Annotated in this window: 25 protein-coding genes and 2 pseudogenes; 14 read left to right on the forward strand and 13 right to left on the reverse strand. The window is 56.6% G+C overall.

Annotation, left to right across the window (positions count from 1 at the left end):
• Positions 1-22 precede the first annotated feature (22 nt).
• Positions 23-1024, reverse strand: coding sequence for a type I glyceraldehyde-3-phosphate dehydrogenase (gene gap / locus ACZ1G5_RS16985; protein ID WP_472733968.1), 1002 nt, complete (start codon positions 1022-1024; stop codon positions 23-25).
• 217 nt (positions 1025-1241) lie between these two features.
• Here gap and ACZ1G5_RS16990 point away from each other — a divergent pair, with 217 nt between their 5' ends.
• The gene (locus ACZ1G5_RS16990; protein WP_472733969.1) at positions 1242-2036 is read left to right on the forward strand and encodes a phytanoyl-CoA dioxygenase family protein; all 795 of its coding nucleotides are present in this window, start codon (positions 1242-1244) and stop codon (positions 2034-2036) included.
• Between the two features lie 3 nt (positions 2037-2039).
• On the opposite strand, the gene ACZ1G5_RS16995 is transcribed toward ACZ1G5_RS16990, so the two are convergent.
• A complete protein-coding gene (locus tag ACZ1G5_RS16995; RefSeq protein ID WP_472733970.1) occupies positions 2040-2606 on the reverse strand; it encodes a DUF4329 domain-containing protein in 567 nt (188 codons plus the stop codon).
• Positions 2607-2609: 3 nt separating this feature from the next.
• Positions 2610-4628, reverse strand: a complete 2019-nt coding sequence (tkt, locus tag ACZ1G5_RS17000; RefSeq protein WP_472733971.1) for a transketolase — start codon at positions 4626-4628, stop codon at positions 2610-2612.
• Positions 4629-4889: 261 nt separating this feature from the next.
• Here tkt and ACZ1G5_RS17005 point away from each other — a divergent pair, with 261 nt between their 5' ends.
• Positions 4890-5360, forward strand: a complete 471-nt coding sequence (locus tag ACZ1G5_RS17005; RefSeq protein ID WP_472733972.1) for a hypothetical protein — start codon at positions 4890-4892, stop codon at positions 5358-5360.
• Entirely contained in the window at positions 5347-5733 is a 387-nt protein-coding gene (locus ACZ1G5_RS17010) for a cell division protein ZapA (RefSeq protein ID WP_472733973.1), read from the forward strand. The genes ACZ1G5_RS17005 and ACZ1G5_RS17010 overlap by 14 nt, the downstream gene beginning before the upstream one ends.
• Positions 5734-5762: 29 nt before the next feature.
• On the opposite strand, the gene grxD is transcribed toward ACZ1G5_RS17010, so the two are convergent.
• The 7 genes and pseudogenes from grxD to ACZ1G5_RS17045 all read right to left on the reverse strand — a co-directional run bounded on the left by grxD (position 5763) and on the right by ACZ1G5_RS17045 (position 12304).
• A complete protein-coding gene (grxD, locus tag ACZ1G5_RS17015) occupies positions 5763-6122 on the reverse strand; it encodes a Grx4 family monothiol glutaredoxin (protein WP_472733974.1) in 360 nt (119 codons plus the stop codon).
• Complete coding sequence (locus ACZ1G5_RS17020) at positions 6119-6358, reverse strand: hypothetical protein (RefSeq protein WP_472733975.1); 240 nt, start codon at positions 6356-6358, stop codon at positions 6119-6121. The genes grxD and ACZ1G5_RS17020 overlap by 4 nt, the downstream gene beginning before the upstream one ends.
• 17 nt (positions 6359-6375) lie before the next feature.
• Entirely contained in the window at positions 6376-6612 is a 237-nt protein-coding gene (locus ACZ1G5_RS17025) for a BolA/IbaG family iron-sulfur metabolism protein (protein WP_472733976.1), read from the reverse strand.
• Between the two features lie 97 nt (positions 6613-6709).
• A pseudogene (gene purL / locus ACZ1G5_RS17030) lies at positions 6710-8867 on the reverse strand (phosphoribosylformylglycinamidine synthase subunit PurL).
• A 309-nt stretch (positions 8868-9176) separates the two neighbouring features.
• Complete coding sequence (locus ACZ1G5_RS17035; RefSeq protein WP_472733977.1) at positions 9177-10847, reverse strand: hypothetical protein; 1671 nt, start codon at positions 10845-10847, stop codon at positions 9177-9179.
• Positions 10848-10867: 20 nt separating this feature from the next.
• A complete protein-coding gene (locus ACZ1G5_RS17040; RefSeq protein ID WP_472733978.1) occupies positions 10868-11275 on the reverse strand; it encodes a hypothetical protein in 408 nt (135 codons plus the stop codon).
• Between the two features lie 123 nt (positions 11276-11398).
• Positions 11399-12304: a LysR family transcriptional regulator gene (locus tag ACZ1G5_RS17045; protein WP_472733979.1), complete on the reverse strand. Its 906-nt coding sequence runs from the start codon at positions 12302-12304 to the stop codon at positions 11399-11401.
• Between the two features lie 160 nt (positions 12305-12464).
• Between ACZ1G5_RS17045 and ACZ1G5_RS17050 the strand changes: the two are divergent.
• The 11 genes and pseudogenes from ACZ1G5_RS17050 (at position 12465) to ACZ1G5_RS17100 (ending at position 23855) form a co-directional block, all read left to right on the forward strand.
• Positions 12465-15880, forward strand: a pseudogene (locus tag ACZ1G5_RS17050) (indolepyruvate ferredoxin oxidoreductase family protein).
• Between the two features lie 72 nt (positions 15881-15952).
• Positions 15953-16861, forward strand: a complete 909-nt coding sequence (locus ACZ1G5_RS17055) for a lysophospholipid acyltransferase family protein (RefSeq protein WP_472733980.1) — start codon at positions 15953-15955, stop codon at positions 16859-16861.
• Complete coding sequence (locus ACZ1G5_RS17060; protein ID WP_472733981.1) at positions 16839-17651, forward strand: glutamate racemase; 813 nt, start codon at positions 16839-16841, stop codon at positions 17649-17651. Before ACZ1G5_RS17055 ends, ACZ1G5_RS17060 begins: the two co-directional genes overlap by 23 nt.
• Positions 17652-17688: 37 nt before the next feature.
• Positions 17689-18717, forward strand: a complete 1029-nt coding sequence (argC, locus tag ACZ1G5_RS17065; protein ID WP_472733982.1) for an N-acetyl-gamma-glutamyl-phosphate reductase — start codon at positions 17689-17691, stop codon at positions 18715-18717.
• A complete protein-coding gene (ccmE, locus tag ACZ1G5_RS17070) occupies positions 18714-19181 on the forward strand; it encodes a cytochrome c maturation protein CcmE (RefSeq protein ID WP_472733983.1) in 468 nt (155 codons plus the stop codon). Before argC ends, ccmE begins: the two co-directional genes overlap by 4 nt.
• A 45-nt stretch (positions 19182-19226) precedes the next feature.
• Complete coding sequence (locus ACZ1G5_RS17075) at positions 19227-19838, forward strand: holin-associated N-acetylmuramidase (RefSeq protein WP_472733984.1); 612 nt, start codon at positions 19227-19229, stop codon at positions 19836-19838.
• The gene (locus ACZ1G5_RS17080) at positions 19829-20329 is read left to right on the forward strand and encodes a holin family protein (RefSeq protein ID WP_472733985.1); all 501 of its coding nucleotides are present in this window, start codon (positions 19829-19831) and stop codon (positions 20327-20329) included. The genes ACZ1G5_RS17075 and ACZ1G5_RS17080 overlap by 10 nt, the downstream gene beginning before the upstream one ends.
• On the forward strand, positions 20316-20513 hold the full coding sequence (locus tag ACZ1G5_RS17085) for a pseudouridine synthase (RefSeq protein WP_472733986.1): 198 nt from the start codon (positions 20316-20318) through the stop codon (positions 20511-20513). Before ACZ1G5_RS17080 ends, ACZ1G5_RS17085 begins: the two co-directional genes overlap by 14 nt.
• An 84-nt stretch (positions 20514-20597) precedes the next feature.
• Positions 20598-22571, forward strand: a complete 1974-nt coding sequence (locus ACZ1G5_RS17090) for a heme lyase CcmF/NrfE family subunit (protein WP_472733987.1) — start codon at positions 20598-20600, stop codon at positions 22569-22571.
• Positions 22568-23008: a cytochrome c-type biogenesis protein gene (locus tag ACZ1G5_RS17095; RefSeq protein WP_472733988.1), complete on the forward strand. Its 441-nt coding sequence runs from the start codon at positions 22568-22570 to the stop codon at positions 23006-23008. Before ACZ1G5_RS17090 ends, ACZ1G5_RS17095 begins: the two co-directional genes overlap by 4 nt.
• Before the next feature lie 70 nt (positions 23009-23078).
• Positions 23079-23855, forward strand: a complete 777-nt coding sequence (locus ACZ1G5_RS17100) for an enoyl-CoA hydratase-related protein (RefSeq protein ID WP_472733989.1) — start codon at positions 23079-23081, stop codon at positions 23853-23855.
• Here the strand turns inward: ACZ1G5_RS17100 and ACZ1G5_RS17105 are convergent.
• The 3 genes from ACZ1G5_RS17105 to ACZ1G5_RS17115 all read right to left on the reverse strand — a co-directional run bounded on the left by ACZ1G5_RS17105 (position 23840) and on the right by ACZ1G5_RS17115 (position 26356).
• Positions 23840-24346, reverse strand: a complete 507-nt coding sequence (locus ACZ1G5_RS17105) for a DUF2087 domain-containing protein (RefSeq protein WP_472733990.1) — start codon at positions 24344-24346, stop codon at positions 23840-23842. The genes ACZ1G5_RS17100 and ACZ1G5_RS17105 overlap by 16 nt on opposite strands.
• Before the next feature lie 171 nt (positions 24347-24517).
• Complete coding sequence (locus tag ACZ1G5_RS17110; RefSeq protein WP_472733991.1) at positions 24518-25024, reverse strand: GNAT family N-acetyltransferase; 507 nt, start codon at positions 25022-25024, stop codon at positions 24518-24520.
• A gap of 36 nt (positions 25025-25060) precedes the next feature.
• Positions 25061-26356: a citrate synthase gene (locus tag ACZ1G5_RS17115; RefSeq protein ID WP_472733992.1), complete on the reverse strand. Its 1296-nt coding sequence runs from the start codon at positions 26354-26356 to the stop codon at positions 25061-25063.
• Positions 26357-26379: the final 23 nt, after the last annotated feature.

Consider the following 26379-nt stretch of genomic DNA (forward strand, 5'->3'; position numbering starts at 1 on the left):
CTGCATGTTGACGATTTGAGGTTTAGTGTAGCCGACCCATCGTCGCTGCCACATCAGCCATCCGCGCCGAGAAGCCCCACTCATTGTCGTACCACGCCAAGACACGGACGGTTTTGCCGCCAATGACTTTGGTTTGTTCGGGGGCAAAGATGCAGCTTTCGGTCGTATGGTTGAAGTCGATACTGACTTTCGCCTCGTCATCGTATGACATGACCATCCCCATATAGCCGCCCGCCGCTTCGGCCACCACGGCGTTCACGTCTTCAACGCTGACAGATTTCCCCGCCTCGAATGTCAAATCAACGGCGCTGACGTTTGGGGTCGGGACCCGCATTGCAGTACCGTCAAGTTTGCCCGCAAGCTCTGGCAATACCTCGCCCAAGGCTTTCGCGGCCCCGGTGGATGTCGGGATCATCGCCATTGCGGCCGCCCTTGCGCGGTAGAGGTCAGCGTGGCGGCGGTCGAGCGTCGGTTGATCGCCGGTGTAGCTGTGGATCGTCGTCATAATGCCGCGCTCAATCCCGATCGCGTCGTTGAGCACCTTGGCGAGAGGAGCGAGGCAGTTGGTCGTGCAGGACCCGTTTGAAACCATTCGTTCCGTCGTGCCCAATTCACGATGGTTCACACCGTAGACGACCGTGCGGTTCACATTCTTGGCCGGTGCAGATATCAGGACCTTTTTGGCGCCGCGATCCAGATGTACGCTGGATTTTTCGCCGTCGTTGAATTTGCCCGTGCATTCCAGAACGACATCAACGCCGTCCCAGTTCAGTTCTTGCGGATCATATGTCGACATCACGTCAATCGGTCCGCGTCCCAGATCAAGTGTGTTGTCTTTGACGGTCACAGGGCTCCCGAAACGGCCATGCACGCTGTCGTATTTGAGCAGATGGGCGTTGGTTTCAATCGGGCCGGTCGCGTTGATTTTGACGACTTGCACGTCATTGCGCGCGGCTTCGGTAATATGTGCCAAAGTACAGCGTCCGATGCGTCCAAAGCCGTTGATCCCGATCGTGACTGTCATGCCTGCCGTCCTTTGATGCGCGTTGTTCTTGAATTCGGTATACGGTGGTGCGCCGAGGCTGGGAAAGGAAAAATCGTTGATCTTCAATATGTTATCGTTAACAGCGCCCGTTAGCGATAACGAACTTCAGCGATTTCGGTGTGTTACCGCAAACAGTTTTCATAGCTGTCGAATCGCTACTTTGATTTGTAGGGTTACCGCAGCCAAAGGAGAGCGCATGCACCCTCTTATCACGCAAGATCATATCGCGACCTACCAACGTGACGGCGTTGTTTTGGTAAAGGGGCTGTTCGCAGAGTGGCTGGATGCGTTGCGCCAAGGCGTTGCCACGAACATGGCCAACCCGGGGCCCTATGCCGCCGAAAACCTGCATGACGGAGAGGCGGGGCGGTTCTTTGATGACTACTGCAACTGGAACCGGATTGCCCCGTTTGAGGATGCCGCGCGCCATTCCCCTGCAGCAGAGGTCGCGGCGGATTTGATGGGGTCGCAGACAACGCAGCTGTTCCATGACCATGTTTTGGTGAAAGAGCCGGGGACGTCGAAGCCCACGCCGTGGCATCAGGACAGCCCCTATTACTTTGTCGAGGGGGAGCAGACCGTCAGCTTTTGGTCGCCGCTTGATCCGGTGCGCGCCGCATCGCTGCGCTGTGTGGCAGGTTCGCACAAATGGCCTCGGGCTGTGTTGCCGACCCGGTGGTTGTCCGAGACAGATTTTTACCCTGACGATCAGGATTTTATGCCTGTTCCCGATCCGGATGCTGACGGCATGAAGATCGTCGAATATGAGATGGAGCCGGGCGATGCTGTGGCCTTTCACTACCGTACCTTGCATGGGGCACGCGGGAATGAAGCTGCGTCGCGCCGTCGTGCATTTTCATTGCGCCTGTTGGGGGATGATGCGCGCTATGTGGAACGACCGGGTCCGACATCGCCGCCGTTTCCCGGCCATGACATGCTGGCAGGGCAAAAGCTGCGGGAAGATTGGTTTCCTGTGGTGTTTCGGCGTTAAGCCTTATTCAAACCGCGCCTTGAGTTCTTCGAGAGTGAATGTCTGCGGCACAAAGCCTGCATCGGTCGGATCGTTCTCGGGGTCAGATGTCACGCAAAGCGCGTTGCAAAGCTGACGCGCGATTTGGGCGTCGTAGTCGATTAGCCAGACACGTCCACCCGGTGTGCTGACATAGCCGTCCGTGCCGGCCTCAAAATCACCGATCATGTCGTCGACTGAGGGGACTTCATTGTCGTAGAGATCGGAAAAGCCGCCGTGAGTGTGGTAGGAGGCCACGACATTGTCGCCGGGCCAGGGCAGGTCGCAGTAATCCTCACCGCCCGGCGCAGGTGCGGTGGCGAACAGGTTGCCTTGTTCAGAAGTCAGAATATAACCGCAGTACTCGCGCCCTTCCGCGATTGAGGTGGGCTGAATGTCATTGAGCACCTGCGTGGCAAATGCATCAATATCTGCGGTGTCTGCCCTGATCAGGGGGGCTTGGGCATTTTGGCTGCAACTGGCCAGAATAACCAAGCCTGCAAAGGCCACCACGCCGCCGATCTTGAGATATGTCATCGTGGTGGCCTTCATAGCTTATTTGATCAAGGATTTGACCTTGGCGACGGTGTCTTTGGCTGTGATCCCGAACTCTTCGTACAGACGCTCTGCCGGCGCCGACGCACCAAAGCCGTGCATGCCCACGAAACCGGACTTTTCACGCTTGCCGCGCTCGCCGAACAACCAACGGTCCCAGCCAAAGCGGATGCCGGCCTCGATTGCTACACGGACCGGGCCTGCGGGCAGAACGCGGCGGCGATATTTCTCGTCTTGTTCTTCGAACAGCTCCCAGCATGGCATGGACACGACGCGTGTGCCGATCCCTTCTGCCTGCAGCAGTTCGCGGGCTTCCATTGCGATACTGACCTCGGACCCAGTGGCCAGCAGGATCGCTTGGCGCTTGCCTTCGGCGTCGGCCAAAACATAGGCGCCTTGGGCGGTGAGGTTCTTGGTTTTGTGTTCGGTCCGCACGGTTGGCAGCCCTTGACGGGTCAGTGCCAAGACGCTGGGTGTCTTTTGTGACGTCAGCGCCAGTTCCCACGCTTCTGCCGTCTCAACCGTGTCGGCGGGGCGGAAGACGTTGGTGTTCGGTGTCGCGCGCAGCATGGCCAGATGTTCGACCGGCTGGTGCGTTGGTCCGTCTTCGCCAAGGCCGATGCTGTCGTGGGTCATCACGTAAGTTGTTGGGACACCCATCAACGCGGACAGGCGCATCGCACCGCGCGCGTAGTCGGTGAAACACATGAATGTGCCGCCATAGGGCCGCGCGCCGCCGTGCAGCGCCATGCCGTTCATCGCAGCCGCCATCCCGTGTTCGCGCACACCGTAGTAGATATAGCGGCCGTTGCGGGTGTCGGGGTGGAACACGCCCATGTCTTTGGTCAGCGTGTTGTTGGAGCCCGTCAGGTCGGCAGAACCGCCGATGGTTTCCTGCATAATCGGGTTGATCACCTGAAGCGTCATTTCCGAAGACTTGCGGGTCGCAACCTTGGGGGCGTCTTCGCTGATCTGCTTTTTCAGGGCGCGGATCGTGGCGGCAAGACGCTTGGGGGCTTCGCCGGCATAGGTGCGGTTGAATTCGGCCTGTTTGCTGGCCGACAGTGTTTCAAACCGGTCTTGCCACTCTTTGCGGGTGGCCGCACCGCGCGCGCCAATGGCTGCCCATTGCGCTTTGACGTCCGCGGCGACTTCGAAATCGCCTAGTGGTGCGCCGTAGGCTTCTTTTGCGGCCTTCAACTGGTGTGCATCGGTCAAGGCACCGTGGCCTTTGGATGTGTCCTGTGCCGCGTGCCCCAGAGCGATATGGGTTTTGCAGGCGATCATAGATGGACGCGGGTCTTTCTTGGCGGCGGCAATGGCTGCGTCGATGGCCTCTGGATCATGGCCGTCGATGGATTGGACGTGCCAGCCGCAAGCTTCAAATCGCATCGGTTGGTTTGTGATATCAGCGATATCGACGGTGCCGTCGATGGTGATGTTGTTGTTGTCCCAGAACACGATGAGATTGGACAGCTTTTGCATGCCCGCCAGCGCGATTGCCTCGTGGCTGACGCCTTCCATCAGGCAACCGTCACCAGCCATCACGTAAGTGTGGTGATTGATGATTTTCTTGCCCCATGTGGCACGCTGGATTTCTTCGGCGATTGCGAAACCAACCGAATTGGCGATGCCTTGGCCCAAGGGACCGGTCGTTGTCTCGATCCCGCGGGCATGGCCAAATTCCGGGTGTCCGGCAGTGCGTGCACCCCATTGGCGGAAGTCCTTGATCTGCTCCAGCGGCATATCTTCATAGCCGGTCAGGTACATCAGGGAATAAAGCAACATGGAGCCGTGACCTGCGGACAGGATGAATCGGTCGCGATCCGGCCAATGTGGCGCTTTGGGATCGAAATTCAGATGTTTTTCGAACAGTACCGTCGCAACATCCGCCATGCCCATTGGCATGCCAGAGTGTCCAGAGTTGGCTGCGGCAACCGCATCCAAAGTCAAAGTGCGGATGGCTGTGGCTTTCATCCAGTGGTCAGGGTGGGCGGTGCGCAGGGCTGCAATATCCAAGAGGGTCAGGTCCTATTTACGAAAAGTGAACATCAAGCGTCGCCTGCGTCATATCAGGCAGGCCCCCAAGATCAAGCGTGACGTCTAAGTCACTCATATTCTTGGGGCCCGGTGGTTTGCGGGCAGGGAGGGGATGTCTTACCCTCTGCTATCAGAGGCACGATTCGGCGCGACGCTGTCCCGCTGGGGGGCAAAAAAGCGGCGCGTGGCGTGGGTTATGGCAAAAGCAGAGGCAACTCTGTGCCACGAAAGGACGGGTGGATGAGTGATATCAGTGCATTGGAAAGTCGCATTACGGCGGCACTAGACCGGATAAGACAGGGTTTGGACGCGCCGCGTGCGCAAGTCCCCGCCGATACGGGATTACAATCAGCGCTGGACGACGAACGCGCGCAGAACGCGGAACTTGTTGAACGTGTCCGCATGCTCAAAGAGCGGCAGGATACGCAAGTGGCGCAACTGACCACGCGGGCCGAGACCCAAAGCAAGCATTTGATGAAACTGGACGAAGAGTTGCAGCAATTGCGCGCCTCGAATGTGCAATTGCGCGAGATGAACGCCAAGCTGCGGGAAGCCGTCACAACCGGCCTTGCGCCAGAACTGCATGATGCGGCAGTGGCCGCCGAGATCGAGGCGTTGAATGCGCAGCGGTCTGCGGATGCGGCAGAGGTTGATGCCATTTTGGCCGAACTCAAACCCCTGATCGAGGAGGCGTCCCATGCCGCAGGTTGAGATTACAATCGGAGGCCGCACGTTTGAAGTGGCCTGTCAGGACGGCGAAGAGCATTTCCTGCATTCAGCCGCCGCGATGTTGGATGCTGAGGCGGCCCATTTGGCCGATCAGATTGGCCGGATGCCTGAGGCGCGGATGCTGTTGATGGCGGGTTTAATGCTTGCCGACAGAACCGCCGGTCTTGAAGACAAAGTGCGCGAGTTGGAGGCCGAAGCCGCTAAGGTACGTGCGCAGGTTGAAACACTGCAATCGCAGCCAGCGCCTGATCCGATCCGTGTTGAGGTGCCTGTGGTGCCTGCGGCTGTGACAGATACATTGGCAGAGATCGCGGCGCGCGCTGAAGCTTTGGCCGCGCAAGTCGAGGCGCGGTAAGGGGAGGGCGCAAAGCCCTCCGCCCGGTGTTATGCGTTCGCTTCGCGGATCTTGTCAGCGGCGTCTTTGTCGTAGCTGACACCGTTTTCAGAAAACAGCGTGTCCAATTCACCTGAGAGCGTCATCTCTGTGATGATGTCGCAACCGCCGACGAATTCGCCTTTGACGTAAAGCTGTGGGATCGTCGGCCAATCGGAAAAGTCCTTGATGCCTTGGCGGATTGCGTCGTCGGCAAGTACATTCACGTCGCTGAATTCAACCCCCATGAAGTTTAGCACGCCTGCAACACGGGAAGAGAAGCCGCATTGCGGCATGCTCTTGGTGCCCTTCATAAAGAGTACGACATCGTTGGATGTGATGGTTTCTTTGATTTGTTCTTGAGCTGTCATTGTTTGCTATCCGTTTTTTGTGGGACAAAGAAGCGTGCGTATTCGTCGGGATCGCAAGGAACTTTGTATGTTGTGTGATGGCCAGAGATACCCGAGGAATACTCTGCATGAATGACGTGAAACCCGTCTTTGCGGTCCGAGCCGCGATTTCGGTCTGCGCCTTCTTTTCCGACAATCCGGAAAGCGCGCAAGACAAAGGCGGCCAGAACAAGACCGCAAAGCAAAGCTATGATCATGTTATATGTCACAGCGGCTATTCGGGTGCTTTCGTTGTTAGGGCCAGAGCGTGTAATTCGCCGTTGTTGCCGTCCATTTTGCCTTTCAGCGCGGCGTAGACAGCGCGTTGCTGCTGGACCCGGTTCTTGCCGCGAAAGCTCTCGTCGATCACCTCGGCGGCGAAATGCGCGCCATCATCACCTTGAACGGCAATTTGGGCGTCAGGGAAGCTTTCGCGCAGAAGCGTTTCGATTTCATGGGCGCTGATCGGCATTTTCGGTCCTTTTATTCGGTTGCGCTTAAGTTAGGTGCGCTTGTCCGCCGGGGCAAGGTCGGAGCCTCCGGCGGAAGTTTGATTGGACATAGAAAGACTAGGCAACAGTGCTTTCAAAGGACGTGCGGAACGTGTGGCTCAGCTCTGACAAGGGTGCGCTTTGGCTGCCGAAGGTGATTTGATCGCCGCCCGCCTTGCCAACTGTCTTCAGCGTTACACCCGCTTGAGTAGCGGCAATCATCAATGCTTCTGCTTGGTCGAAGTTACAAGCGATCAGGTAGCGCGCTTGATCTTCACCAAAGAGCGTTGGCGTATCTTCGACATCCAATGTGATGCCGACGTGTGCCGTTTCCGCCAGTTCAAATGCGGCAAGTGCAAGACCTCCGTCACTGAGGTCGGTGCAGGCTTTGATGAAGGCGTGATAGGTGCGGATAAAATCGCCGTTCGCTTTCTCGGCGGCCAGATCAACCGTTGGTGCGTCTCCTTCAGCACGGCCGTAGACTTCCGCGAGCAGTGCCGATTGGCCGAGGTGGCCTGTTGTTTCGCCCAGCAACAAAAGGACGTGGCCTTCGCGGACTTCGCCAGTGATCATCTGATCGGGGTTGTTGATGATACCGACCGCACCAATTGTCGGGGTCGGCAAGATGCCTGCACCGTCCGTTTCATTATAAAGTGAAACATTCCCCGAGACGATTGGCATATCAAGTGCTTTGACAGCTTCGCCAATCCCTTGGATGGCCCCAACAAACTGACCCATAATGCGTGGCTTTTCGGGGTTGCCGAAGTTCATATTGTCGGTTGTGGCAAGTGGCGTTGCCCCGACGGCCGTGAGGTTGCGGTAGGCTTCGGCTACGGCCTGTTTGCCGCCCTCGACGGGGTTCGCTTTGACATAGCGCGGCGTTACGTCGCTGGTGAAGGCCAGCGCCTTGTCGGTGCCATGCACCCGCACAATGCCTGCGCCTGCGCCGGGGTCCGTGCCGTATCGCCCATGACCTGTTGGTCATATTGTTCGTAGACCCATTGCTTACCGGCATAATTTGGACTGCTGATCAGCGCTTTGAGCCCGTCGATCGGATGAACGCCTGTGATTTCGCCCAAAGGTGCGGGGGCAGGGTTGGCTCCCAGGGCCGGTCATACTCGGGCGCGGAGCCGGATAGGGTGGCCAGTGGCAGATCGGCCATGACCTGGCCATTGTGTTCGACGATAAAGCGATCTTCGGCGATCGTTTCACCCACGATGGCAAAGTCGAGGTCCCATTTCTCAAACACCGCCCGCGCCTCAGCCTCAAGCTCGGGCTTGAGGACCATGAGCATGCGTTCTTGGCTTTCTGATAGCATCATCTCATAGGCGGTCATATTGTCTTCGCGCTGAGGGACAGCGTTGAGGTTCAGTTTGACGCCCAGCCCGCCTTTGTCGCCCATTTCCACCGCAGAACAGGTGAGGCCGGCGGCCCCCATATCCTGAATGGAAATCACGGCACCTGTTGCCATCAGTTCCAGCGTCGCTTCCATCAGGCGTTTTTCCGTAAAAGGATCGCCGACCTGAACGGTGGGTCGCTTTTCTTCGATTGTGTCGTCAAATTCGGCAGAGGCCATTGTTGCGCCGCCAACACCGTCGCGCCCGGTTTTGGCGCCAAGGTAGACGACGGGCATGCCGATGCCGGAGGCTGCCGAATAGAAAATTTTGTCCGCATCGGCGAGACCGGCGGCAAAGGCGTTCACAAGGCAGTTGCCGTTGTAGGCCGGATCAAAACGGACTTCACCGCCGACAGTTGGCACGCCAAAGCAGTTACCGTAGCCACCGACACCGGCGACGACGCCGTTGACCAGCTGGCGGGTTTTGGGGTGATCGGGTTCGCCGAAAGAGAGTGAGTTCATCGCCGCAATGGGGCGTGCGCCCATGGTAAAAACGTCCCGTAGAATGCCGCCGACACCCGTTGCCGCACCTTGATAGGGCTCAATGTAGCTTGGGTGGTTATGGCTTTCCATTTTGAAAACGACGGCTTGCCCGTCACCAATATCGACAACGCCCGCGTTTTCGCCGGGGCCGCAGATGACCTGGGGGCCTTCTGTGGGCAGGGTGCGCAGCCATTTCTTGGAGGATTTGTAGGAACAGTGCTCGTTCCACATCGCTGAAAAGATACCCAGTTCGGTGAAGCTTGGCTCACGTCCGATAATCTCGAGGATGCGCTGGTATTCGTCGGGGCTCAGCCCATGGGCTGCGATCAGGTCTTCGGTGATTGCTGGCTCTTGCATCTTGGTCCCCTTCGAGTCGCGCGTGTTTTACGGGGTTGTACCTAAGAGGGAAAGAGAGGTCTTTGCCTGAACGGTCTGATGTGGGGGTGCGCCCTGAGAATTGGCCGCCAACACGGGCTGCCATCCGGGTAAAAAAATGCCGGGCGCGAAGCCCGGCGAAGTCCAACAGGGAGGTGAAAGCGGTAAGTCGTAAAACTGCATCGCCTTCGAGGATTGAGATAGTGCGCGGTTTTTGACCATTCAAGAAAAAATGGTAAACTTTTTTGCAGACCCGCCATGCGCTGGGTGCATAGCCGGCCGGGTGTCCTTTTACTCTGCCTGTAGTCCGGCCAGAATTTCTTCTGCTTTTTCAAGAAGGTTGCCCTCTTCGAAGCGGTTCTCGACCGTGTAGACCGAGACGGAGCCAAATGTTCTGCTGTTGTCGCGATCTGTCAGAGTTTGCGCAGGTCTGTCCCCATGAAACCGCGCGGTGTCTATCAGGCAGTTCCCATATTCCTTGCGCAATTCGTCGCAGACCCGCCCCAGATCAGCCAAGAAGGCGCGTCTGTCTTCAGGGGACGCATTCGTGCGCCCTTCCTTTTGATCTGTCAGGCCAGCAGAAATAAACTCGCCATTTGAGATCCGGGTCACCTCGCCAATTGTATAGTTCGGGATGTAGGCAAAGTTAGCGCGTACCTCAAATTCCCCTAGAGCGCCGTCGCCGACGTTGCGCAAGCTGGCGCCATACATACGGCATCTGCTTGCAATCTCGACCAAGGTGTCGGTGCAGAAGTCCTGCATCAGTTTCGGCGCACGCAGCATTGCATAGATGTTTCGCAACTCCTCTGGTGGCGTGTCTTCGCCCTCGTTGAGAATGTCCGCAAGCGTCAGCCAGTAGGTGAAGATCGCCTTTCGGTGGCTATTGAGCTCCGTTAGGCTGACAACTTCCTCGACGACATTGTTGTTCATGATCATCTCACCGAAGTTGCGGCGCGCGCCGCCCACGGTTGCCGCCTCAGCCAGGGCACCGCCGAGATCCTGCGCGTCTGGAATGGTGCCACGATGATCGCCGCCAGCGGCTTGTGTGACGATGTCAGAGTAAATCTGGACCGTTTCAGCCTCGCGCGTGGCGGCGTCACCCAAAAGCGTGCGATCATGACGTTCCACAAAAAGCGTGTTGGTTGCATTCGGTGCGGCAAAAAGAGCCGACGGCAGCGCGCCAAGTAGCACGGTGCCGGCGCCTGCGACTGACACAAGGTTTTCGGAACTTGGAAGACCTAAGGTTTGCGTAAACCAATAGTCATACGCCTCTTGCCCATTGTCGCGCATGAACAACAGATTGCCGTCCATACTATTGCCGCCTTTCGCGCCAGCCCAGGCCCCCCAGCTTTCATCCGGTTTCCGGAAAGGGCGCGCCATACATTCAAGATCTTCAGGTTCTCCGCTAAAGCGGTAGAAATCCATCTGGTTGCCAAAGTCGCTGGCGCGGATTGCTTCGAAGGTAGCGTTCCCGATATTCCCTGTCAGTGCCGAACCACCATTTGCGACCATCGCGATATGTGCGATTTCGACGCCCGGTGCGGCGCGCACATTCCACACGATGTTACCGCCCAGTGTTTGGAGCACGACATAGAGCGGCCCACTGGTGTCTGTTATGATGACGTCGACGGCAGCCATGCCGCCACGGGCAACCGATAACATGCCCGGCGAATGGCCATCCTCAATTGCTTCCTCAATCGCGGTTTCCAATGATGATACGATGCCTGCTTCGTTCAGCAACTGCACCGGCGCTGTCTTGTGCGCATGTCCGACATTCAGGTTTATGAATGTCTCGTTTGCGCCGACAGGGCGCAAAGTGCACTCTTCGTTGTATTCAAAATAGGCAAGATCGCCAAACGCGCTATTGGGGCCGGTGGGTTCGAAACCCGCCATGATCGTATCAATTGCGATAGGCGTGCCGGATTGGGTCGCTGCATAACCCTTACCAACCACAAGACCCATGCGGTCGGTTGTAACCGGCTCTACCGGTATGGCACCCCGCTCTGTGGGGGGGCGATGAGGGTCCGCGCGCGGGCCTCTGCCTCGGCGGCAAGCCTTTCCTCGCGCTTTGCCATCTGCGATTCCATCGCTGACTCGAGTACGACCGCCTCGAAGCTTGGAAGGCCGCCAAAGTCTGGAGTGATTTTTGCGACCTGCGCGGAAATGACGTCTCTTATGCCACTGACGTTACCGCCGCGTTCTAGGAATATAATCCCGGCGACTGCTGCAAAAGTGGCCGTAACCAAAAGCGACATCATAATCGCGGGGCGGCGGTCGTTCCAGTTGCGTCGCTTTACAGTGCGTATTGGCGGTTCATAGTCAGCGACATGCTGTGGGCCCTTCCTGGCCTCAATCCGACGCAGCCTCTCGGAAAAGTTGTCTTGGGTCATGTTGTCTTTTGCTCCGACGCAAAGGATTTATCCTATTTTTGGCCGGTGATTGTTCTGTATTTTTGGCAAAAATATGGTGTTGCAGCGTCAAGAGTGCAAAGTGAGGCGCGACGTTAGGTTAGGCTAGCCTGCAGCCGTTTCGCGCATCTTCCGGCGATGTGCAAAAATCTCTTCCTGCACAAAATCACGAAATGCGCTGATCCTTTTGGATTGTCGCAACTCCTCGGGGTAGGCGAGGAAGACCGGCACCTCGCCGCTTTCAAGATCAGGCAGAACCCGCACAAGGTCAGGAAAGTCCTCTGTCACATAGTCAGGCAACACGCCAATCCCGATGTTATTCAGAACGCCCTGAAGCACGCCAAAGTAGTTGTTGACCGTAAACGTATTGGGAATGTCTGCCGTGATCAGGTGCTGCAGCAGCGTTGCTCCGGCCGCGACCTGTATTGAATTGAGGCTTTGACAGATCAGGCGATGTTTGCCCATGTCCTCAAGTTTTTCCGGCGTACTGTGCTTCGCAAGATATGCCGGAGTTGCGTAAAGCCGCATCCGCACGGACATCAGACGTTTGCGGATAAGATCGGCTTGGGACGGTTCTTTCATGCGGATCGCAACATCGGCTTCCCGCATGGGTAAGTCCAGCACGCGCTCTTCCAGCATCAAGTCGATTTTGAGGTCTGGATAAAGTTCGTAAAGCTTTGGGAGCCGCGGTGCGAGCCAGAGTGTGCCAAAACCCGTTGTTGTCGTAACGCGCAGTTCGCCAAAGACTTCTTCTTCGCTGTCCCGGATGCGTGCAGATGCGGCTTCGAGCCGCTTGTTCATGGATTTGGTCGCATCAAACAGCAATTCGCCCTGTTCAGTCAGGATCAATCCGCGCGCATGGCGGTGGAATAATGTGGTGTTAAGCGATTCTTCCAACGCCCGAATTTGCCGACTGACGGCCGACTGCGATAGATGCAGCGTATCACCTGCGTGGGTCAGCGAACCCGCATCAGCGACAGCGTGAAATATTCTTAGCTTATCCCAGTCCATAAAACCCTGTCAGCATCATTGTTATCGTTATCGGTTGGCGAACATTACGCGGAACCTGTGTTTTGATGCAAACGCCCATCGCATTTATTTTCTTCTTTGTAGGTCAGCTTTTATGACCTATAGTTTTTGACAAGTGATTTGTCGCGCAGGGAGGTGCGAAATGAGCCATCAGGATGTGTCCCTCAATGACCGCTACGACCTTGGCAAGAAGCAGATCTTGCTGAACGGCACACAGGCGCTGGTGCGATTAATGTTGATGCAGCGGGCGCGCGACAAGACAGCGGGGCTTGATACGGCGGGATATGTGACAGGCTATCGCGGGTCACCCCTTGGAGCGGTTGATATGCAAATGACCCGCGCCAAAGCCGTGTTGGAGCCGGCTCAGATCAAATTTCAACCGGGGCTGAACGAAGATTTGGCTGCGACGGCGCTTTGGGGCACCCAGCAGGCCGAATTGCGTGGTGAAGGCCGACATGATGGCGTTTTTGGTCTTTGGTACGGCAAGGGGCCCGGTGTGGACCGGTCCGGCGACGTGATGCGTCATGCCAATATGGCCGGCACATCCCCGCATGGCGGTGTCATCATGGCAATGGGCGATGATCACACGGGTGAAAGCTCGACCACCTTGCACCAGTCCGATTGGGCGATGATTGATGCCTATATGCCGATTGTGTCCCCTGCCGGTGTGCAGGAAATTCTAGATTACGGTCTCTACGCCTGGGAGCTGTCACGCTACGCTGGCGTCTGGGTTGGCCTTAAGACGATGAAGGACACGATTGAGGTCACCTCCGTGGTGGATGGATCACCTGATCGCATGTCGTTTGTGCGGCCTGATCTGGATCTGCCTGAGGGTGGTTTGAACATTCGTCTGATTGACACCCCACAGCTGCAAGAAGCGCGCATGATCGACCACAAACGCTTTGCCGCAGAGGCCTTTAGCCGGGCCAACAAGATGGATCAGCGCAAATGGGGCAAGCCGGGCGCCAAGATCGGTTTTGTCGCGGCGGGCAAGAACTGGCTGGATCTGCAGCATGCACTGTCACTGCTGAACATTAGCGAAGGCGACGCAGAGCGGTTGGGCATTACCACCTACAAGGTGGGTCAGGTTTGGCCCTTGGACATGGCGTCGTTCCACGAGTGGGCTGAGGGCCTTGATCTGATTGTTGTTGTGGAAGAAAAGCGCAAACTGATCGAAGTTCAGGTGAAAGAAGCCCTGTTCGATGATCGCAAGGGACGGCGTGTTTACGGGTGGCACAAGGGTGATGAGCATTCAGAGGGTCGCCGTGAAGAGGTGTTCCAGACCAAGGCTGACCTAAATCCCATTGTGATTGCTGAGAAACTGGGTGGCATTCTGACCGAAGAAGGCTGTTCATCGTCTGAGATTACTGCGGGTATGGCGGCCTTGGCGGACGCACGGCGCGCAGACAATGCGTCCGAGATTGCAGCGCGCTTGCCGTATTTTTGTTCTGGCTGCCCGCACAACTCATCCACAAAGGTCCCTGAGGGCGCGCGCGCCTACGCGGGCATTGGGTGTCATTACATGGTGCAGTGGATGGATCGTGATACGGTTGGCTTTACGCAAATGGGGGTGAGGGCGCAAACTGGGTGGGCGAAGCCCCGTTTTCGACCCGTGACCATGTCTTTCAGAACCTCGGCGATGGCACCTACAACCATTCGGGTGTTCAGGCTATTCGCTTTGCGTTGACGGCGGGCACGAATGTCACTTACAAAATTCTGTATAACGATGCCGTGGCCATGACAGGCGGCCAAGGCAATGATGGTGGCCTGACCGCAGATCAGATTTGCCGCGAAGTCATGGCGATGGGCGTGCAGAATGTCGCACTGGTTTATGACGAGAAAGAAATGGCGGATCTGTCGCAATTCCCTGCCGGTCTTGATGTGCATGGTCGTGACGAATTGCAAATTGTTCAGGAAAAATACAGCAAATACAAAGGTGTGTCTGTCATTGTGTATGTACAGACCTGTGCCGCCGAAAAGCGTCGCCGTCGCAAGCGTGGACAGTTCCCTGATCCGGACAAACGCGTCTTTATCAACACTGATATCTGTGAGGGGTGTGGCGATTGCGGTGTGCAATCAAACTGCGTATCGATTGTACCGGTTGAAACAGAATTGGGGCGCAAGCGTGCGATTGATCAATCTTCCTGCAACAAGGACTTTTCATGCGTGAAGGGTTTTTGCCCATCCTTTGTGACGATTGAGGGCGCGAAAATTCGCAAGGAAGCAACCGCGCAAATCGAATTGCCGGATATGGAAGAACCCGAGCTACCGGCCATTTCAGGTACCCATAACGTTGTGATAACTGGGGTCGGTGGAACTGGTGTCGTGACGATTGGTGCTGTTCTTGCGATGGCAGCGCATATTGATGGCAAGGGTGCAGGCATGATGGAGATGGCTGGGCTTGCCCAAAAAGGTGGGGCCGTTCACATCCATTGCAGAATTGCCGACAAACCCGGCGATATCAATGCGATCCGTGTAGCGACAGGTGAATGCGACGCGCTGATTGGTGGCGATTTGGTCGTGTCTGCCGGTGCAAAGACACTTGGTTTGATGAAGACCGGGCGGACAAAGGGTGTCGTGAACAGCCATCAAATCATCACCGGCGACTTCACCCGAGACACTGAATTCAAGTTGCCCGCCGATGAGCTTGAGGTCGCGTTGCAGGCTCGCGTTCGCGACGGGTTGGCCATGTTTGATGCCTCAGATCTGGCCAAGGCATTGCTGGGTGACAGCATCTATTCAAACATGATGGTGTTCGGCGCTGTGTGGCAAATGGGCGCAATTCCAGTGAGTTACGAGGCGATTCTCGGTGCAATTGAGCTGAACGGTGCTGCCATCAACAACAACATTCGCGCCTTTGAGTTGGGCCGCTGGGCCTATTTGAACCCCAAGGATGCGGCTAATGTTCTGGAACCGAACGTGATCAAGCTACCAGAAACGCTTGAGGATAAAATCGCATTTCGCGTCGCACATTTGACTGCCTATCAGGGCAAACGCCTGGCGGCCCGATATCGCAAGTTGGTCGATAGCGTAGAGGATGACGCGCTGCGCGAGGCGGTCGCAGCAGGATATCACAAGCTGCTGTCCTACAAGGATGAATATGAGGTTGCACGATTGTTGACCCAAACGCGCCAGAAGGCTGAAGCAGAGTTCGACGGTGATCTGAAATTGAGCTATCATCTGGCCCCGCCGCTATTGAGCAAAACCGGCCCGGATGGCCGACCGGCCAAGAGGACCTACGGGGCTGGTATGGCCTGGGCATTTCCAAAGTTGGCGAAGTTGAAGTGGCTGCGCGGTACTCCTTTTGATCCGTTCGGGCGGACGGCAGAACGCCGAATGGAACGCGCTTTGATCAAGGAATATGAGGCCGATATGGCTGAAGTTCTGCAGGTCATGCGCCCCGATACGCGGGATGCGGCCATTGCCTTGGCCAGTTTGCCACGCGATATCCGTGGCTTTGGCCCGGTGAAAGACGCGAATGCGCGCAAAGCAGCGAAGCGTCGCGAAGAATTGTTGGCCGTTTTGCGCGCTGCACCAATGCAACAGGCGGCCGAATGACATTCTATTGTCATAGGTTTGTTGTCTGACTGTGATATGCAATCAGAACGTGAACGACACAGGTTTGGTTTCATGGCACCGAAACTCCGCGAAGTTGCCCGCGATATTACTTATGCGTCTTCGGCCAAAGGTCGCAGTGGCCGCGCCGTGATCCGCGTGATGGAGAATGCAACGGGTCGGCTGCGCATGATCCGCAAAGCCAAGGGCTATGATCGTGAGGTCGCTGCCGGACAGGACTTTTGGCAGGTCATGGCGGAACGATATGGGCTGAAGTTGGATGTAGTCGGCGGGAGTCTTGACTATATCCCTCGGGACGGGTCGCTGATCGTCGTGTCCAATCACCCCTACGGCATTCTTGATGGTCTGATGATGGGGCGCATCCTGTCCGAACGACGCAATGGTGAGTTCCGCGTTTTGGCGCACCGTATTTTTCGGCGTGCGCCCGATCTGGAGCGCGTAATCCTGCCCATTTCGTTTGATGAAACCAAAGAGGCCGCCAAGCTAAATCTGCAAACTCGCACCGATGCGGTGGCCTACCTCAAAGGGGGTGGAGCGATCGGGATATTTCCTGGCGGTACTGTTTCGACATCGGCCAAGCCGTTTTCACAACCGATGGACCCCAGTTGGCGCACGTTCACCGCGAAGATGATCGCGAAGTCAGACGCGACGGTCGTCCCCATTTTCTTTGAGGGCCGCAACAGTCGTTTGTTCCAATTGGCCAGCCATCTGCACAGCACCTTGCGGACCGGCATGTTCATTCGTGAATTCAAGACCAAGATCAACAAACCTGTGCGCATTGTGGTTGGTGAGCCGATCTCTTCAGAGGTGTTGAGCACTTACAAAAAAGACCCCAAAGGGTGCATGGATTTCCTGCGCAAAGCCACGTATGAGTTGAGCCCAAGCCCGGTGGACCCAAGTTCGCTGGGTCATGAGTTTGAAGCGAAGTACAAGGCACGCAATGGCAGTGGGCATATTCGATAGCGGGCTAGGGGGGCTTACGGTGCTGGACTCCGTGGCGAAACGCCTGCCTGATCTTCCGCTCGTCTACATGGGTGACAGTGCGCATGCGCCATATGGCGTGCGCACTCCTGATGACATTTATGACCTGACGACGAAATCCACTCAGCGCTTGTTTGATGCTGGATGTGATCTGGTGATTTTGGCGTGCAACACGGCATCTGCGGCGGCGCTGCGGCGCATGCAAGAGGGATGGATCCCAGAGGGCAAACGCGTATTGGGTGTGTTTGTGCCGTTGATTGAGGCGCTCACAGAGCGGCAGTGGGGTGACAACTCGCCCCCGCGCGAGGTTGACGTGAAGCATGTGGCGCTTTTTGCGACACCTGCCACCGTATCAAGCCGGGCGTTCCAGCGTGAACTGGCCTTTCGTGCCATCGGCGTTGATGTTGAGGCGCAGGCCTGCGGTGGTGTCGTGGACGCCATCGAGGACGGCGATATGATTCTGGCCGAAGCTTTGGTGCGCAGCCATGTTGATGCGCTTAAGCGCAAGATGCCGGATCCTGATGCGGCGGTCTTGGGCTGTACCCATTATCCGCTTATGGCGAAGGAATTTCAGGCTGCGCTCGGCGCTGACGTTAAGGTATTCAGCCAAGCCGAATTGGTGGCCGAAAGCCTTGCCGACTATTTGCAGCGACGACCTGAAATGGTGGGGCCGGGAACGAAATCCGGTTTTCTGACGACGGGTGACCCCGATCAGGTATCGAGCCGCGCGACCCAGTTTTTGCGACGACAAATCACCTTTGACGCCGCCTGAACCCCATTTTCGAACATTCATCCTAAGGGATATTTTTATGACCTATAACGTCGCCATTCTAGGCGCTTCTGGTTACACTGGCGCCGAACTTGTACGCCTGATCGCAACGCACCCCAGCTTGACCATCACCGGGCTTTCGGGGAATTCCAAGGCCGGGATGGCCATGGCCGATGTGTTTCCACATCTGCGCCATCTGGACCTGCCGGTGCTGACAACCATCGAAGAAATGGATCTTAGCGCCGTTGATCTGGTGTTCTGCGCCTTGCCGCATGCCACGTCGCAGGCGGTGATTTCAAAGCTGCCCAAAACGCTGAAGATCGTAGACCTGTCAGCCGATTTCCGGTTACGTGACCCTGCGATGTATGAAAAATGGTATGGCAAGGGCCATGCGGCGACTGAGATGCAGGGCGAGGCAGTCTATGGCCTGACCGAATTCTATCGTCAACAGATCAAGGATGCACGGTTGGTCGCTGGCACCGGCTGCAATGCGGCCACGGGCCAATATGCGCTGCGGCCTTTGATTGAGGCAGGTGTTATTGATCTCGATCAGATCATTATCGACCTGAAATGTGCAGTATCAGGGGCAGGGCGCAGCCTGAAGGAGAACCTGTTGCACGCGGAATTGTCAGAAGGGGCGCACGCCTATGCGGTCGGTGGCACGCACCGGCATTTGGGCGAGTTTGATCAGGAATTCAGCGCCATTGCTGGCCGCCCTGTGCAAGTGCAGTTTACCCCGCACCTGATCCCAGCCAACCGCGGCATTTTGGCCACCACCTATGTGCAGGGCGATGCTGCGACTATATATGGCACGTTGAAGGCCGCGTATGCGGATGAGCCGTTTATTGAGGTGCTGCCGATGGGACAACATCCATCGATCAAACATATCCGGGCGTCGAACTTCTGCCATATCGGCGTGGCGGCGGACCGCGTGCCGGGACGGGCGATTGTGATTGCGGCCTTAGATAACCTGACCAAAGGGTCGTCGGGGCAGGCGCTGCAAAACGCCAACCTGATGTTAGGGCTGCCAGAGACGGAGGGGCTGATGCTGGCCCCTGTGTTCCCATGAGCGGTTTGAAAAGCCTGAAGAAACGCCGCCGCGTGCAGGTGATTTCTATCGCTGGGATCAGCATTGCGCTGGTCCTCGTGCTATTGTGGTTTCTGCCGGACGACAGCTTTCAGTTTTTCAGATCCCCGTCAGAGGTTGCAGAGGCACCGCCACCACCCAATGAGAGGTTTCGTATCGGCGGATTGGTTTCTGAGAACTCTATTGTGCGCGGGCAGGGTGAGCAGGTCAGCTTTTCCGTGACCGATGGAGGAGCCACGATTGAGGTGGTTTATACGGGTATCCTGCCTGACCTTTTTGAAGAGGGTCAGGGTATGGTTGCGCAGGGGAACTACATCAACGGCCGCTTTGAAGCCGTTGAAATTCTTGCAAAACACGATGAAACCTACATGCCGTCCGAAGTCATTGATGCGCTGAAGGATCAGGGTGTTTACGTGGACCCGGACGGTGCCGTCGCCACCAATTAACCTTTAAGACGCAGCATCTGCCCTGACCTGATGGAAGGGGCGAAGATGCAAACCGTAACTGAAATCGCACATGAAATTGTCTCCCGCGAGGGCGGGTATGTCAACGACCCGGATGATCCCGGCGGTGCCACGAACTATGGCGTGACAATCCATACTATGCGTCGGCTTGGCCTTGATTTGACCAAAGATGGACGGATTGACGAAAACGATGTGCGGGTGCTGACGCGGGCGCATGCGGTGTCCATTTTTGTCGAGCACTATTTTCGCGGACCACGCATTGACCGCTTACCGGCGGCCCTGCATGCCACTGTTTTTGACATGTATGTGAATTCTGGGGGCAATGCGGTTAAGATCCTCCAGCGCTTACTTGGCGACATGCGGATATCTGTCACGGTCGACGGTGTGATCGGTCCTAAGACCATCGCCGCTGTCAGGCAAGCGATGGACGCAGCGCCGACGCATTTGGTGGACGCCTACGGCATTGCTCGGCGCAACTACTACTATGATCTGGCTGACCGCCGACCGGCGAGCCGCAAATACGCGCGTCGCAGGGACGGTGGCAAAGGTGGCTGGATCAAGCGCGCAGAGGAATTCATCGCAGCGCGCTATCACCTCACAGATGCCCAGCACAAAGCGAGGGTTGCGCAATGGGTTTAATGACTGGTGTGATGACCTTTTTGTTTGGGGATGGCCGCAATGTGGTGGCGGAAACCGCAGAGGTATTTCGCGAAAACGCAGAGAATGGTGCGGTCCGCGCGGCCTCTGCGAGATCCGACAGCCTTGCGCAATTCGCGGCTGAGTTTGTTCATCCGCGTCGCGGCGTCTTTGACCGTGTTGTTGATGGGCTGAACCGTCTGCCGCGCCCGGCTTTGGCCTTGGGCACGATCTGGTTGTTCGTCATGGCGATGCAACGGCCGGAACAATTCATGAAGGGTATGGAAGGGCTGGCGATTGTCCCAGAGCCGCTTTGGTGGCTCATGGGGGCAATCGTCAGTTTCTATTTTGGCGCGCGCCATCAATTGAAAGCGCAGCAATTTCAAAAATCTGTCGCGATGAGCGTTGCCGTCGGTCAGACCATGAAACCTGCGCCACCCTCGCCGCCCACCAACGCGGCGTTGCAGGATTGGCTGGCCAATGATGCAGAGTGAAGGCGCAGGCCAACTGGAACGGCGGATCATTGCGCTGGAGATGCGCAACGCGGTGGATGAGGTCCACCGACTGAATGTATCGCGCCGACTTGGGGCGATTGAGGACACGCTGAAATGGCTTGTGCGGCTGATCATTGGTGGGATTTTGATGGCTGGACTGACCTATGCGATGCAGGGGGCTTGACCCCATAAGGGTGCGCCAAAATGTACCGCGCTTGTGACCTGCGGGGTATGTTGCCCGGCGATTGAATGAGCTAAGTACAGGTGCATGTTGATTGAACTTGGACACTTTGCTTTGATTCTCGCCTTTGGCATCGCCATTGTGCAGATGATTGTTCCGATGGTTGGCGCGCATCGCGGCAACGCAGGCTGGATGGCTTTGGCTGAACCAGCAGCGACGGCGCAGTTCATACTGACGGGCTTTGCCTTCGCGGTTCTGACGTGGGCCTTTGTGACTTCTGATTTCTCGCTGCAGCTCGTCTACCTGAATTCCCATACTGACAAGCCGATGATCTACAAAATCACCGGTGTGTGGGGAAACCACGAAGGGTCCATGTTGCTATGGATGGTGATCCTGACGCTTTTTGGCGCTTGTGCGGCTTGGTTCGGCGATGGTTTGCCGGCCCGGTTACGGGCGCGCGTTCTGGCCGTGCAGGCATCAATTGCTGTGGCGTTCTTTGCTTTTGTTCTGTTCACGTCCAACCCTTTCTTGCGGCTCGAAGTGCCACCGCTGAATGGCCGTGACCTTAACCCGCTTTTGCAAGACCCCGGTTTGGCGTTCCACCCACCGTTCCTGTATCTGGGCTATGTGGGTCTTAGCATGTCATTCTCATTTGCCATCGCTGCCTTGATCGAAGGCCGCGTTGATGCGGCTTGGGGGCGTTGGGTCAGGCCTTGGACGCTGGCCGCGTGGATGTTCCTGACGGTCGGCATCGCACTTGGTTCATGGTGGGCTTATTACGAATTAGGCTGGGGTGGATTCTGGTTCTGGGACCCGGTTGAAAATGCATCCTTCATGCCGTGGCTGATTGCAGCGGCGTTGCTTCATTCGGCCATCGTTGTCGAGAAGCGCGAGGCGTTGAAAAGCTGGACAATCCTGCTGGCAATCCTGGCGTTCGGGTTTTCTCTTCTGGGAGCGTTTATCGTGCGTTCTGGTGTGCTGACGTCTGTGCATGCCTTTGCCAATGACCCTGAGCGTGGCATGCTTATCCTCATCATCCTTGCGATTTTCCTTGGCGGTGCATTGACGCTATTTGCGTTCCGCGCTGGGGCGATGGAGTCCAAAGGTGTATTTTCAACGGTCAGCCGCGAGAGCGCGCTGATCCTCAACAACATCCTTTTATCTGTCAGCTGTTTTGTGGTTTTCATCGGCACGATCTGGCCACTGGTTGCTGAGCTGTTGTTCGATCGCACCCTATCAGTCGGCCCGCCCTTCTTTGACGCCGCCTTCACGCCCTTTATGGTAGCGCTTGCGATCGTTCTGCCACTTGGGTCCATCCTTGCGTGGAAACGGGGAACATTGGCGCGGGCCTCTCGGTCTGTTGTAGGATGGCTGGTGCTGGCCGTCGCTATGGCTGGGCTGGCTTATGCCATCCAAAGTGGAAACTCTGCACTTGGACCGATTGGCGTGGCCTTGGGGGTTTGGGTTGTCGGCGGTGCAATCGCCGATCTGTGGATGCGCAGTGGCCGCGATACCTGGTCGGAGCGTCTGCGCCGGATCACACGGCTGCCGCGCGCGGACTGGGGTAAGGCCACGGCCCATATTGGCATGGGTGTCACGATCTTTGGTATCGCTGCCATGCTGGCGTGGGAACAAGAAGACATTCGTGTCGCCCAGATCGGTGATGCATGGGAGGTTGGCCAGTTTGAATTCCGGCTTGATGACGTCGCTCAGGAACAGGGGCCGAATTATCTTACGACCATTGCCGATATTTCTGTTTGGCGCGGAGACCGGCAAATCGGTGATCTGCACCCGGAAAAACGGTTCTACCCCGTTGCAAATATGCCCACGACCGAGGCTGCGATCATGAATGGTGTTATTCGCGATATCTATGTCGTTGTTGGCGATCCTCAGGAAAACGGTGGTTGGGCCGTGCGCATCTACCTCAAGCCATTTGCCAACTGGATTTGGGGCGGTGCTATTTTGATGGCGTTGGGTGGGCTGTTTTCATTGTCCGACAGGCGTTTGCGGGTTGGTGCCGCATCAGCCAAGAAGACGCCAAAAGCGGTGCCTGCGGAATGAAGCGGTTCGTTGTCATCCTGATGCTGTTGGCGTCGCCGCTTTGGGCCGTTGATCCCAACGAGATGTTGGATGATCCCGCTTTGGAAGCGCGCGCACGCGCCTTGTCGCAGGAGCTTAGATGCCCCGTTTGCCGCAATGAAAGCATCGACGAAAGCAACGCGACCTTGGCGCGCGACCTTCGCATCGTCCTGCGCGAACGGCTTGTTGCGGGCGACACCGATCAGGAAGCGTTGGACTTCATGGTGGCACGCTACGGCGAATTTGTCTTGCTCCGCCCCAATGCGCGCGGTGCGAATTTGATTTTGTGGCTTGCGGCACCCGCTTTGCTGCTGATTGCCCTTGGCATTGGTTGGTCCACAATCCGGGCGAAACGCACGGTAGCAGACAGTTTGACCGACGCCGAAAAGGCCGAATTGGAAAAAATATTGGGGTCGTGACGCGCCGTAGGGCTTTCCTAAACTGATCAGTTCATTACCTTAGGGGAAACTTTGCAAAAGGATCACCCGCATGGACTATCAGGCCATCACACTTGTCATTCGCAATTCTGTCGCGGTGATCACCCTTAATCGTCCGGACATGATGAATGCCCTCAATACACAGATGCGGGCCGAGATTACCCATGCGGTCACAGCGGCCGAAAAAGAGGCACGGGTTATTGTGCTGACAGGTGCGGGCAAGGCTTTTTGTTCTGGCCAAGACCTTGGCGATGGTGGGAACGCCGCTGCGATGGATCTGGAACGCACCTTGCGTGACGAATATGTACCAATGCTGAAGGCGATCTTTGACTGCCGTGTGCCAACGATTTCCGCGGTCAATGGCCCGGCTGCCGGGGCAGGGGCGAACCTTGCGTTGGCGGCGGACGTGGTCATCGCCTCGGACGAGGCCTATTTCATTCAGGCCTTCACCCGCATTGGCCTGATCCCTGATGCCGGTGGCACCTATTGGTTGCCACGTCAAATGGGTGCGGCCAAGGCAATGGGTGCCGCACTTTTTGCAGATAAAATCACTGCATCTCAAGCGGAACAGTGGGGTATGATCTATGAAACTGCGCCTGCGGCCACGTTCCTTGAACATGTACAGGGGCGCGCTGCCCATCTGGCGCAAGGCCCAACCGTCGCTTATCGCCAGCTGAAAAAGGCGATCCGCGGGTCGTTTGAGAATTCTTTGGATGATCAACTGGCGCTGGAAGCGAAACTGCAAGGGCGCTGTGGCAAGACACGCGACTTTCAGGAAGGTGTTGTGGCCTTCCTTGAAAAGCGCAAGGCGGTTTATGAGGGACGTTGAGCGGCAATAAGAGTTACCGCGTCCGCCGGTGGGGCCCTCTCAACCCTACGGTAAACACTGCCATCAGTTGTGCGTTGCAGCAAACCATGTTCGATCAAAGAACGCCGTAGGATTGCTTGATCACCAAAAGCGTGCCTTGCGTTCAACACGTCATTGACTTGGCGTTCCGTCATATCTTGCCGCGCAGGAAGCGCCGCCCAGAACACCCAAAGACACAGGCCCTGAACAGAGGTTTGTTTGGGCCAGCGCGTCATTACGCCATCCTGCCAGACGCGTAGTGCACGCTCCAGGCGTTTGTCGGGTGTTGGCCCTTCGCTGGTTGGTTTGGCTGCTTTCAGATGCTGATAATTGTCGTACCCGGCCGCTTTGGCGACAAGGCCCAGCATAACTGCATGGCTGGGCAGTCCGTCATGCTGTTGCAGCGTCTGCCTGAGCGACTTTGTGAATGTGGACAGATCGTCAATGGTCAATGAGATGCTTTCGCGCGCCATGGCGTTGGCCTTTCTTAGCTTTGGCCGATCCCGCCTGTGTTGCGGGGTGATGGTCGCCCTTATCGTCCGGCCCTAGGAAAAGGTCAGCGATCTGCAAATGCCAATGTCAGGTTTAGCGTATCCCCGATATTGGGACGGCGACGCCTTGGTGAACTGATGACCAATTATACACTAGCGCGGCGGCGCAGGCCGGGGCAAGGCAAAGTAGACACTGTCTGACCATTCGCCATTGATGCAAAAAGTGTTCTTGGCGCTATGAGTTTCTTGAAACCCGAGTGATTTGAGAATGCCGACCGAGGCCGCGTTCCGCGGATCCGCATCGGCGGTCAGTTGCGCGTGATCGGTTACGTCAAAAAGGTAGGGGATGATGGTATTCATCGCCTCTGACACAATCCCTTGCCGCCAATAGTCAGGGTGGAGAAGAAAACCGACTTCATCGGTCTTGTGCATCCCTGCGGTACCGATGGCGCGACCATCCTTCTCAATCACGAAATAGGTCAACTGCTGGTCGGCGGAGGTGATCAGACGGTCAAGGTTTTCTTGCGTTCGTTCGGGGCTTTCATGCGGCGGGGTAGACCAATAGCGCATGGCGCGCGGATCGCGGAAAATCGCGTACAGGTCCATCAAGTCGCTTTGCACGGCGGCGCGCAGGATCAGGCGTTCGGTTTTCAGGATCATCAAAGAAAAGGGCCACCCGAAGGCAGCCCTGTATTCCTAGCGCTTTTCGATATCGACATAGTCGCGCTGCAGCTCACCCAGATAAAGCTGACGCGGACGGCCAATCCGAAGTTGTGGATCAGCCAACTGTTCTGACCATTGCGAAATCCAACCCACAGTCCGTGCCAACGCAAAGATCGGTGTGAACATCGAAGTTGGGAAGCCCATCGCCTCTAGAATAATGCCGGAATAGAAATCCACATTCGGGAATAGTTTCTTCTCGGCAAAATACGGATCGGCCAGCGCCTGTTTCTCAAGCTCTTTGGCGACTTGCAGGATTGGGTTGTTTTCAACGCCCAGCAGGTCAAGCACCTCATCCGCGCTTTCCTTCATCACCGTCGCACGGGGGTCGAAGTTTTTGTAGACGCGGTGACCAAAGCCCATCAGGCGATAGCTGTCGTTCTTGTCCTTGGCACGGGCAATAAACTCTGGAATGCGGTCAACGGTGCCGATTTCCTTGAGCATTTCAAGGCAGGCTTGGTTCGCACCGCCATGGGCTGGGCCCCAAAGGCAGGCGATACCAGCGGCGATACAGGCGAACGGGTTGGCCCCCGACGACGACGCCAGTCGCACGGTGGAGGTTGACGCGTTTTGTTCGTGATCGGCATGCAGCGTGAAAATTCGGTCCATCGCACGGCTCAGGATCGGGTTCACATTGTAGGTTTCCGCCGGAACGGAAAAACACATGTGCAAGAAGTTCGCTGCATAGTCGAGGTCGTTGCGTGGATAGATGAACGGCTGCCCGATAGAGTACTTGTAGGCCATTGCGGCAACGGTCGGCATCTTGGCGATAAGCCGGATTGTTGCGACTTCGCGCTGGTGCGGGTCGTTGATATCGGTGGAATCGTGATAAAATGCGGACATCGCACCCACAACGCCGACCATGGTCGCCATTGGGTGGGCATCGCGGCGGAAACCACGGAAGAAGTTGTGCATCTGTTCGTGGATCATCGTGTGATTGGTCACGAGGGATTCGAACTTTTCGAGCTTTTCAGCTGATGGCAACTCACCATAGAGCAGCAAATAGCAGACTTCGAGGTAGTGCGATTTGCCTGCCAGCTGATCGATTGGATAGCCGCGGTGCAGCAACACACCTTTTTCGCCATCAATGAATGTGATGGTGCTGTCGCAGGCCGCGGTCGAGGTGAAACCAGGGTCATAGGTAAAGACGTCTGCCTGCCCATAAAGCTTGCGAATATCGATGACATCAGGTCCAGCAGTCGGGGAGTGTACGGGCAATTCGTAGGTCTTGCCCTTGAGCGTCAGCTTTGCGGTATCGGTGTTTTCGGCCATATTTTAGTTCCCCTCTCGGTCCC

This window comes from Yoonia sp. JB2-21, assembly GCF_055693545.1.

What these genes read in the sequence shown, in the direction of transcription:
- gap (WP_472733968.1), bottom strand. Translation starts at nt 1,024, where the DNA reads ATGACAGTCACGATCGGGATCAACGGCTTTGGACGCATCGGACGCTGT.
- ACZ1G5_RS16990 (WP_472733969.1), top strand. Translation starts at nt 1,242, where the DNA reads ATGCACCCTCTTATCACGCAAGATCATATCGCGACCTACCAACGTGAC.
- ACZ1G5_RS16995 (WP_472733970.1), bottom strand. Translation starts at nt 2,606, where the DNA reads ATGAAGGCCACCACGATGACATATCTCAAGATCGGCGGCGTGGTGGCC.
- ACZ1G5_RS17005 (WP_472733972.1), top strand. Translation starts at nt 4,890, where the DNA reads ATGAGTGATATCAGTGCATTGGAAAGTCGCATTACGGCGGCACTAGAC.
- ACZ1G5_RS17010 (WP_472733973.1), top strand. Translation starts at nt 5,347, where the DNA reads ATGCCGCAGGTTGAGATTACAATCGGAGGCCGCACGTTTGAAGTGGCC.
- grxD (WP_472733974.1), bottom strand. Translation starts at nt 6,122, where the DNA reads ATGACAGCTCAAGAACAAATCAAAGAAACCATCACATCCAACGATGTC.
- ACZ1G5_RS17020 (WP_472733975.1), bottom strand. Translation starts at nt 6,358, where the DNA reads ATGATCATAGCTTTGCTTTGCGGTCTTGTTCTGGCCGCCTTTGTCTTG.
- ACZ1G5_RS17025 (WP_472733976.1), bottom strand. Translation starts at nt 6,612, where the DNA reads ATGCCGATCAGCGCCCATGAAATCGAAACGCTTCTGCGCGAAAGCTTC.
- ACZ1G5_RS17035 (WP_472733977.1), bottom strand. Translation starts at nt 10,847, where the DNA reads ATGGGTCTTGTGGTTGGTAAGGGTTATGCAGCGACCCAATCCGGCACG.
- ACZ1G5_RS17040 (WP_472733978.1), bottom strand. Translation starts at nt 11,275, where the DNA reads ATGACCCAAGACAACTTTTCCGAGAGGCTGCGTCGGATTGAGGCCAGG.
- ACZ1G5_RS17045 (WP_472733979.1), bottom strand. Translation starts at nt 12,304, where the DNA reads ATGGACTGGGATAAGCTAAGAATATTTCACGCTGTCGCTGATGCGGGT.
- ACZ1G5_RS17055 (WP_472733980.1), top strand. Translation starts at nt 15,953, where the DNA reads ATGGCACCGAAACTCCGCGAAGTTGCCCGCGATATTACTTATGCGTCT.
- ACZ1G5_RS17060 (WP_472733981.1), top strand. Translation starts at nt 16,839, where the DNA reads ATGGCAGTGGGCATATTCGATAGCGGGCTAGGGGGGCTTACGGTGCTG.
- argC (WP_472733982.1), top strand. Translation starts at nt 17,689, where the DNA reads ATGACCTATAACGTCGCCATTCTAGGCGCTTCTGGTTACACTGGCGCC.
- ccmE (WP_472733983.1), top strand. Translation starts at nt 18,714, where the DNA reads ATGAGCGGTTTGAAAAGCCTGAAGAAACGCCGCCGCGTGCAGGTGATT.
- ACZ1G5_RS17075 (WP_472733984.1), top strand. Translation starts at nt 19,227, where the DNA reads ATGCAAACCGTAACTGAAATCGCACATGAAATTGTCTCCCGCGAGGGC.
- ACZ1G5_RS17080 (WP_472733985.1), top strand. Translation starts at nt 19,829, where the DNA reads ATGGGTTTAATGACTGGTGTGATGACCTTTTTGTTTGGGGATGGCCGC.
- ACZ1G5_RS17085 (WP_472733986.1), top strand. Translation starts at nt 20,316, where the DNA reads ATGATGCAGAGTGAAGGCGCAGGCCAACTGGAACGGCGGATCATTGCG.
- ACZ1G5_RS17090 (WP_472733987.1), top strand. Translation starts at nt 20,598, where the DNA reads ATGTTGATTGAACTTGGACACTTTGCTTTGATTCTCGCCTTTGGCATC.
- ACZ1G5_RS17095 (WP_472733988.1), top strand. Translation starts at nt 22,568, where the DNA reads ATGAAGCGGTTCGTTGTCATCCTGATGCTGTTGGCGTCGCCGCTTTGG.
- ACZ1G5_RS17100 (WP_472733989.1), top strand. Translation starts at nt 23,079, where the DNA reads ATGGACTATCAGGCCATCACACTTGTCATTCGCAATTCTGTCGCGGTG.
- ACZ1G5_RS17105 (WP_472733990.1), bottom strand. Translation starts at nt 24,346, where the DNA reads ATGGCGCGCGAAAGCATCTCATTGACCATTGACGATCTGTCCACATTC.
- ACZ1G5_RS17110 (WP_472733991.1), bottom strand. Translation starts at nt 25,024, where the DNA reads ATGATCCTGAAAACCGAACGCCTGATCCTGCGCGCCGCCGTGCAAAGC.
- ACZ1G5_RS17115 (WP_472733992.1), bottom strand. Translation starts at nt 26,356, where the DNA reads ATGGCCGAAAACACCGATACCGCAAAGCTGACGCTCAAGGGCAAGACC.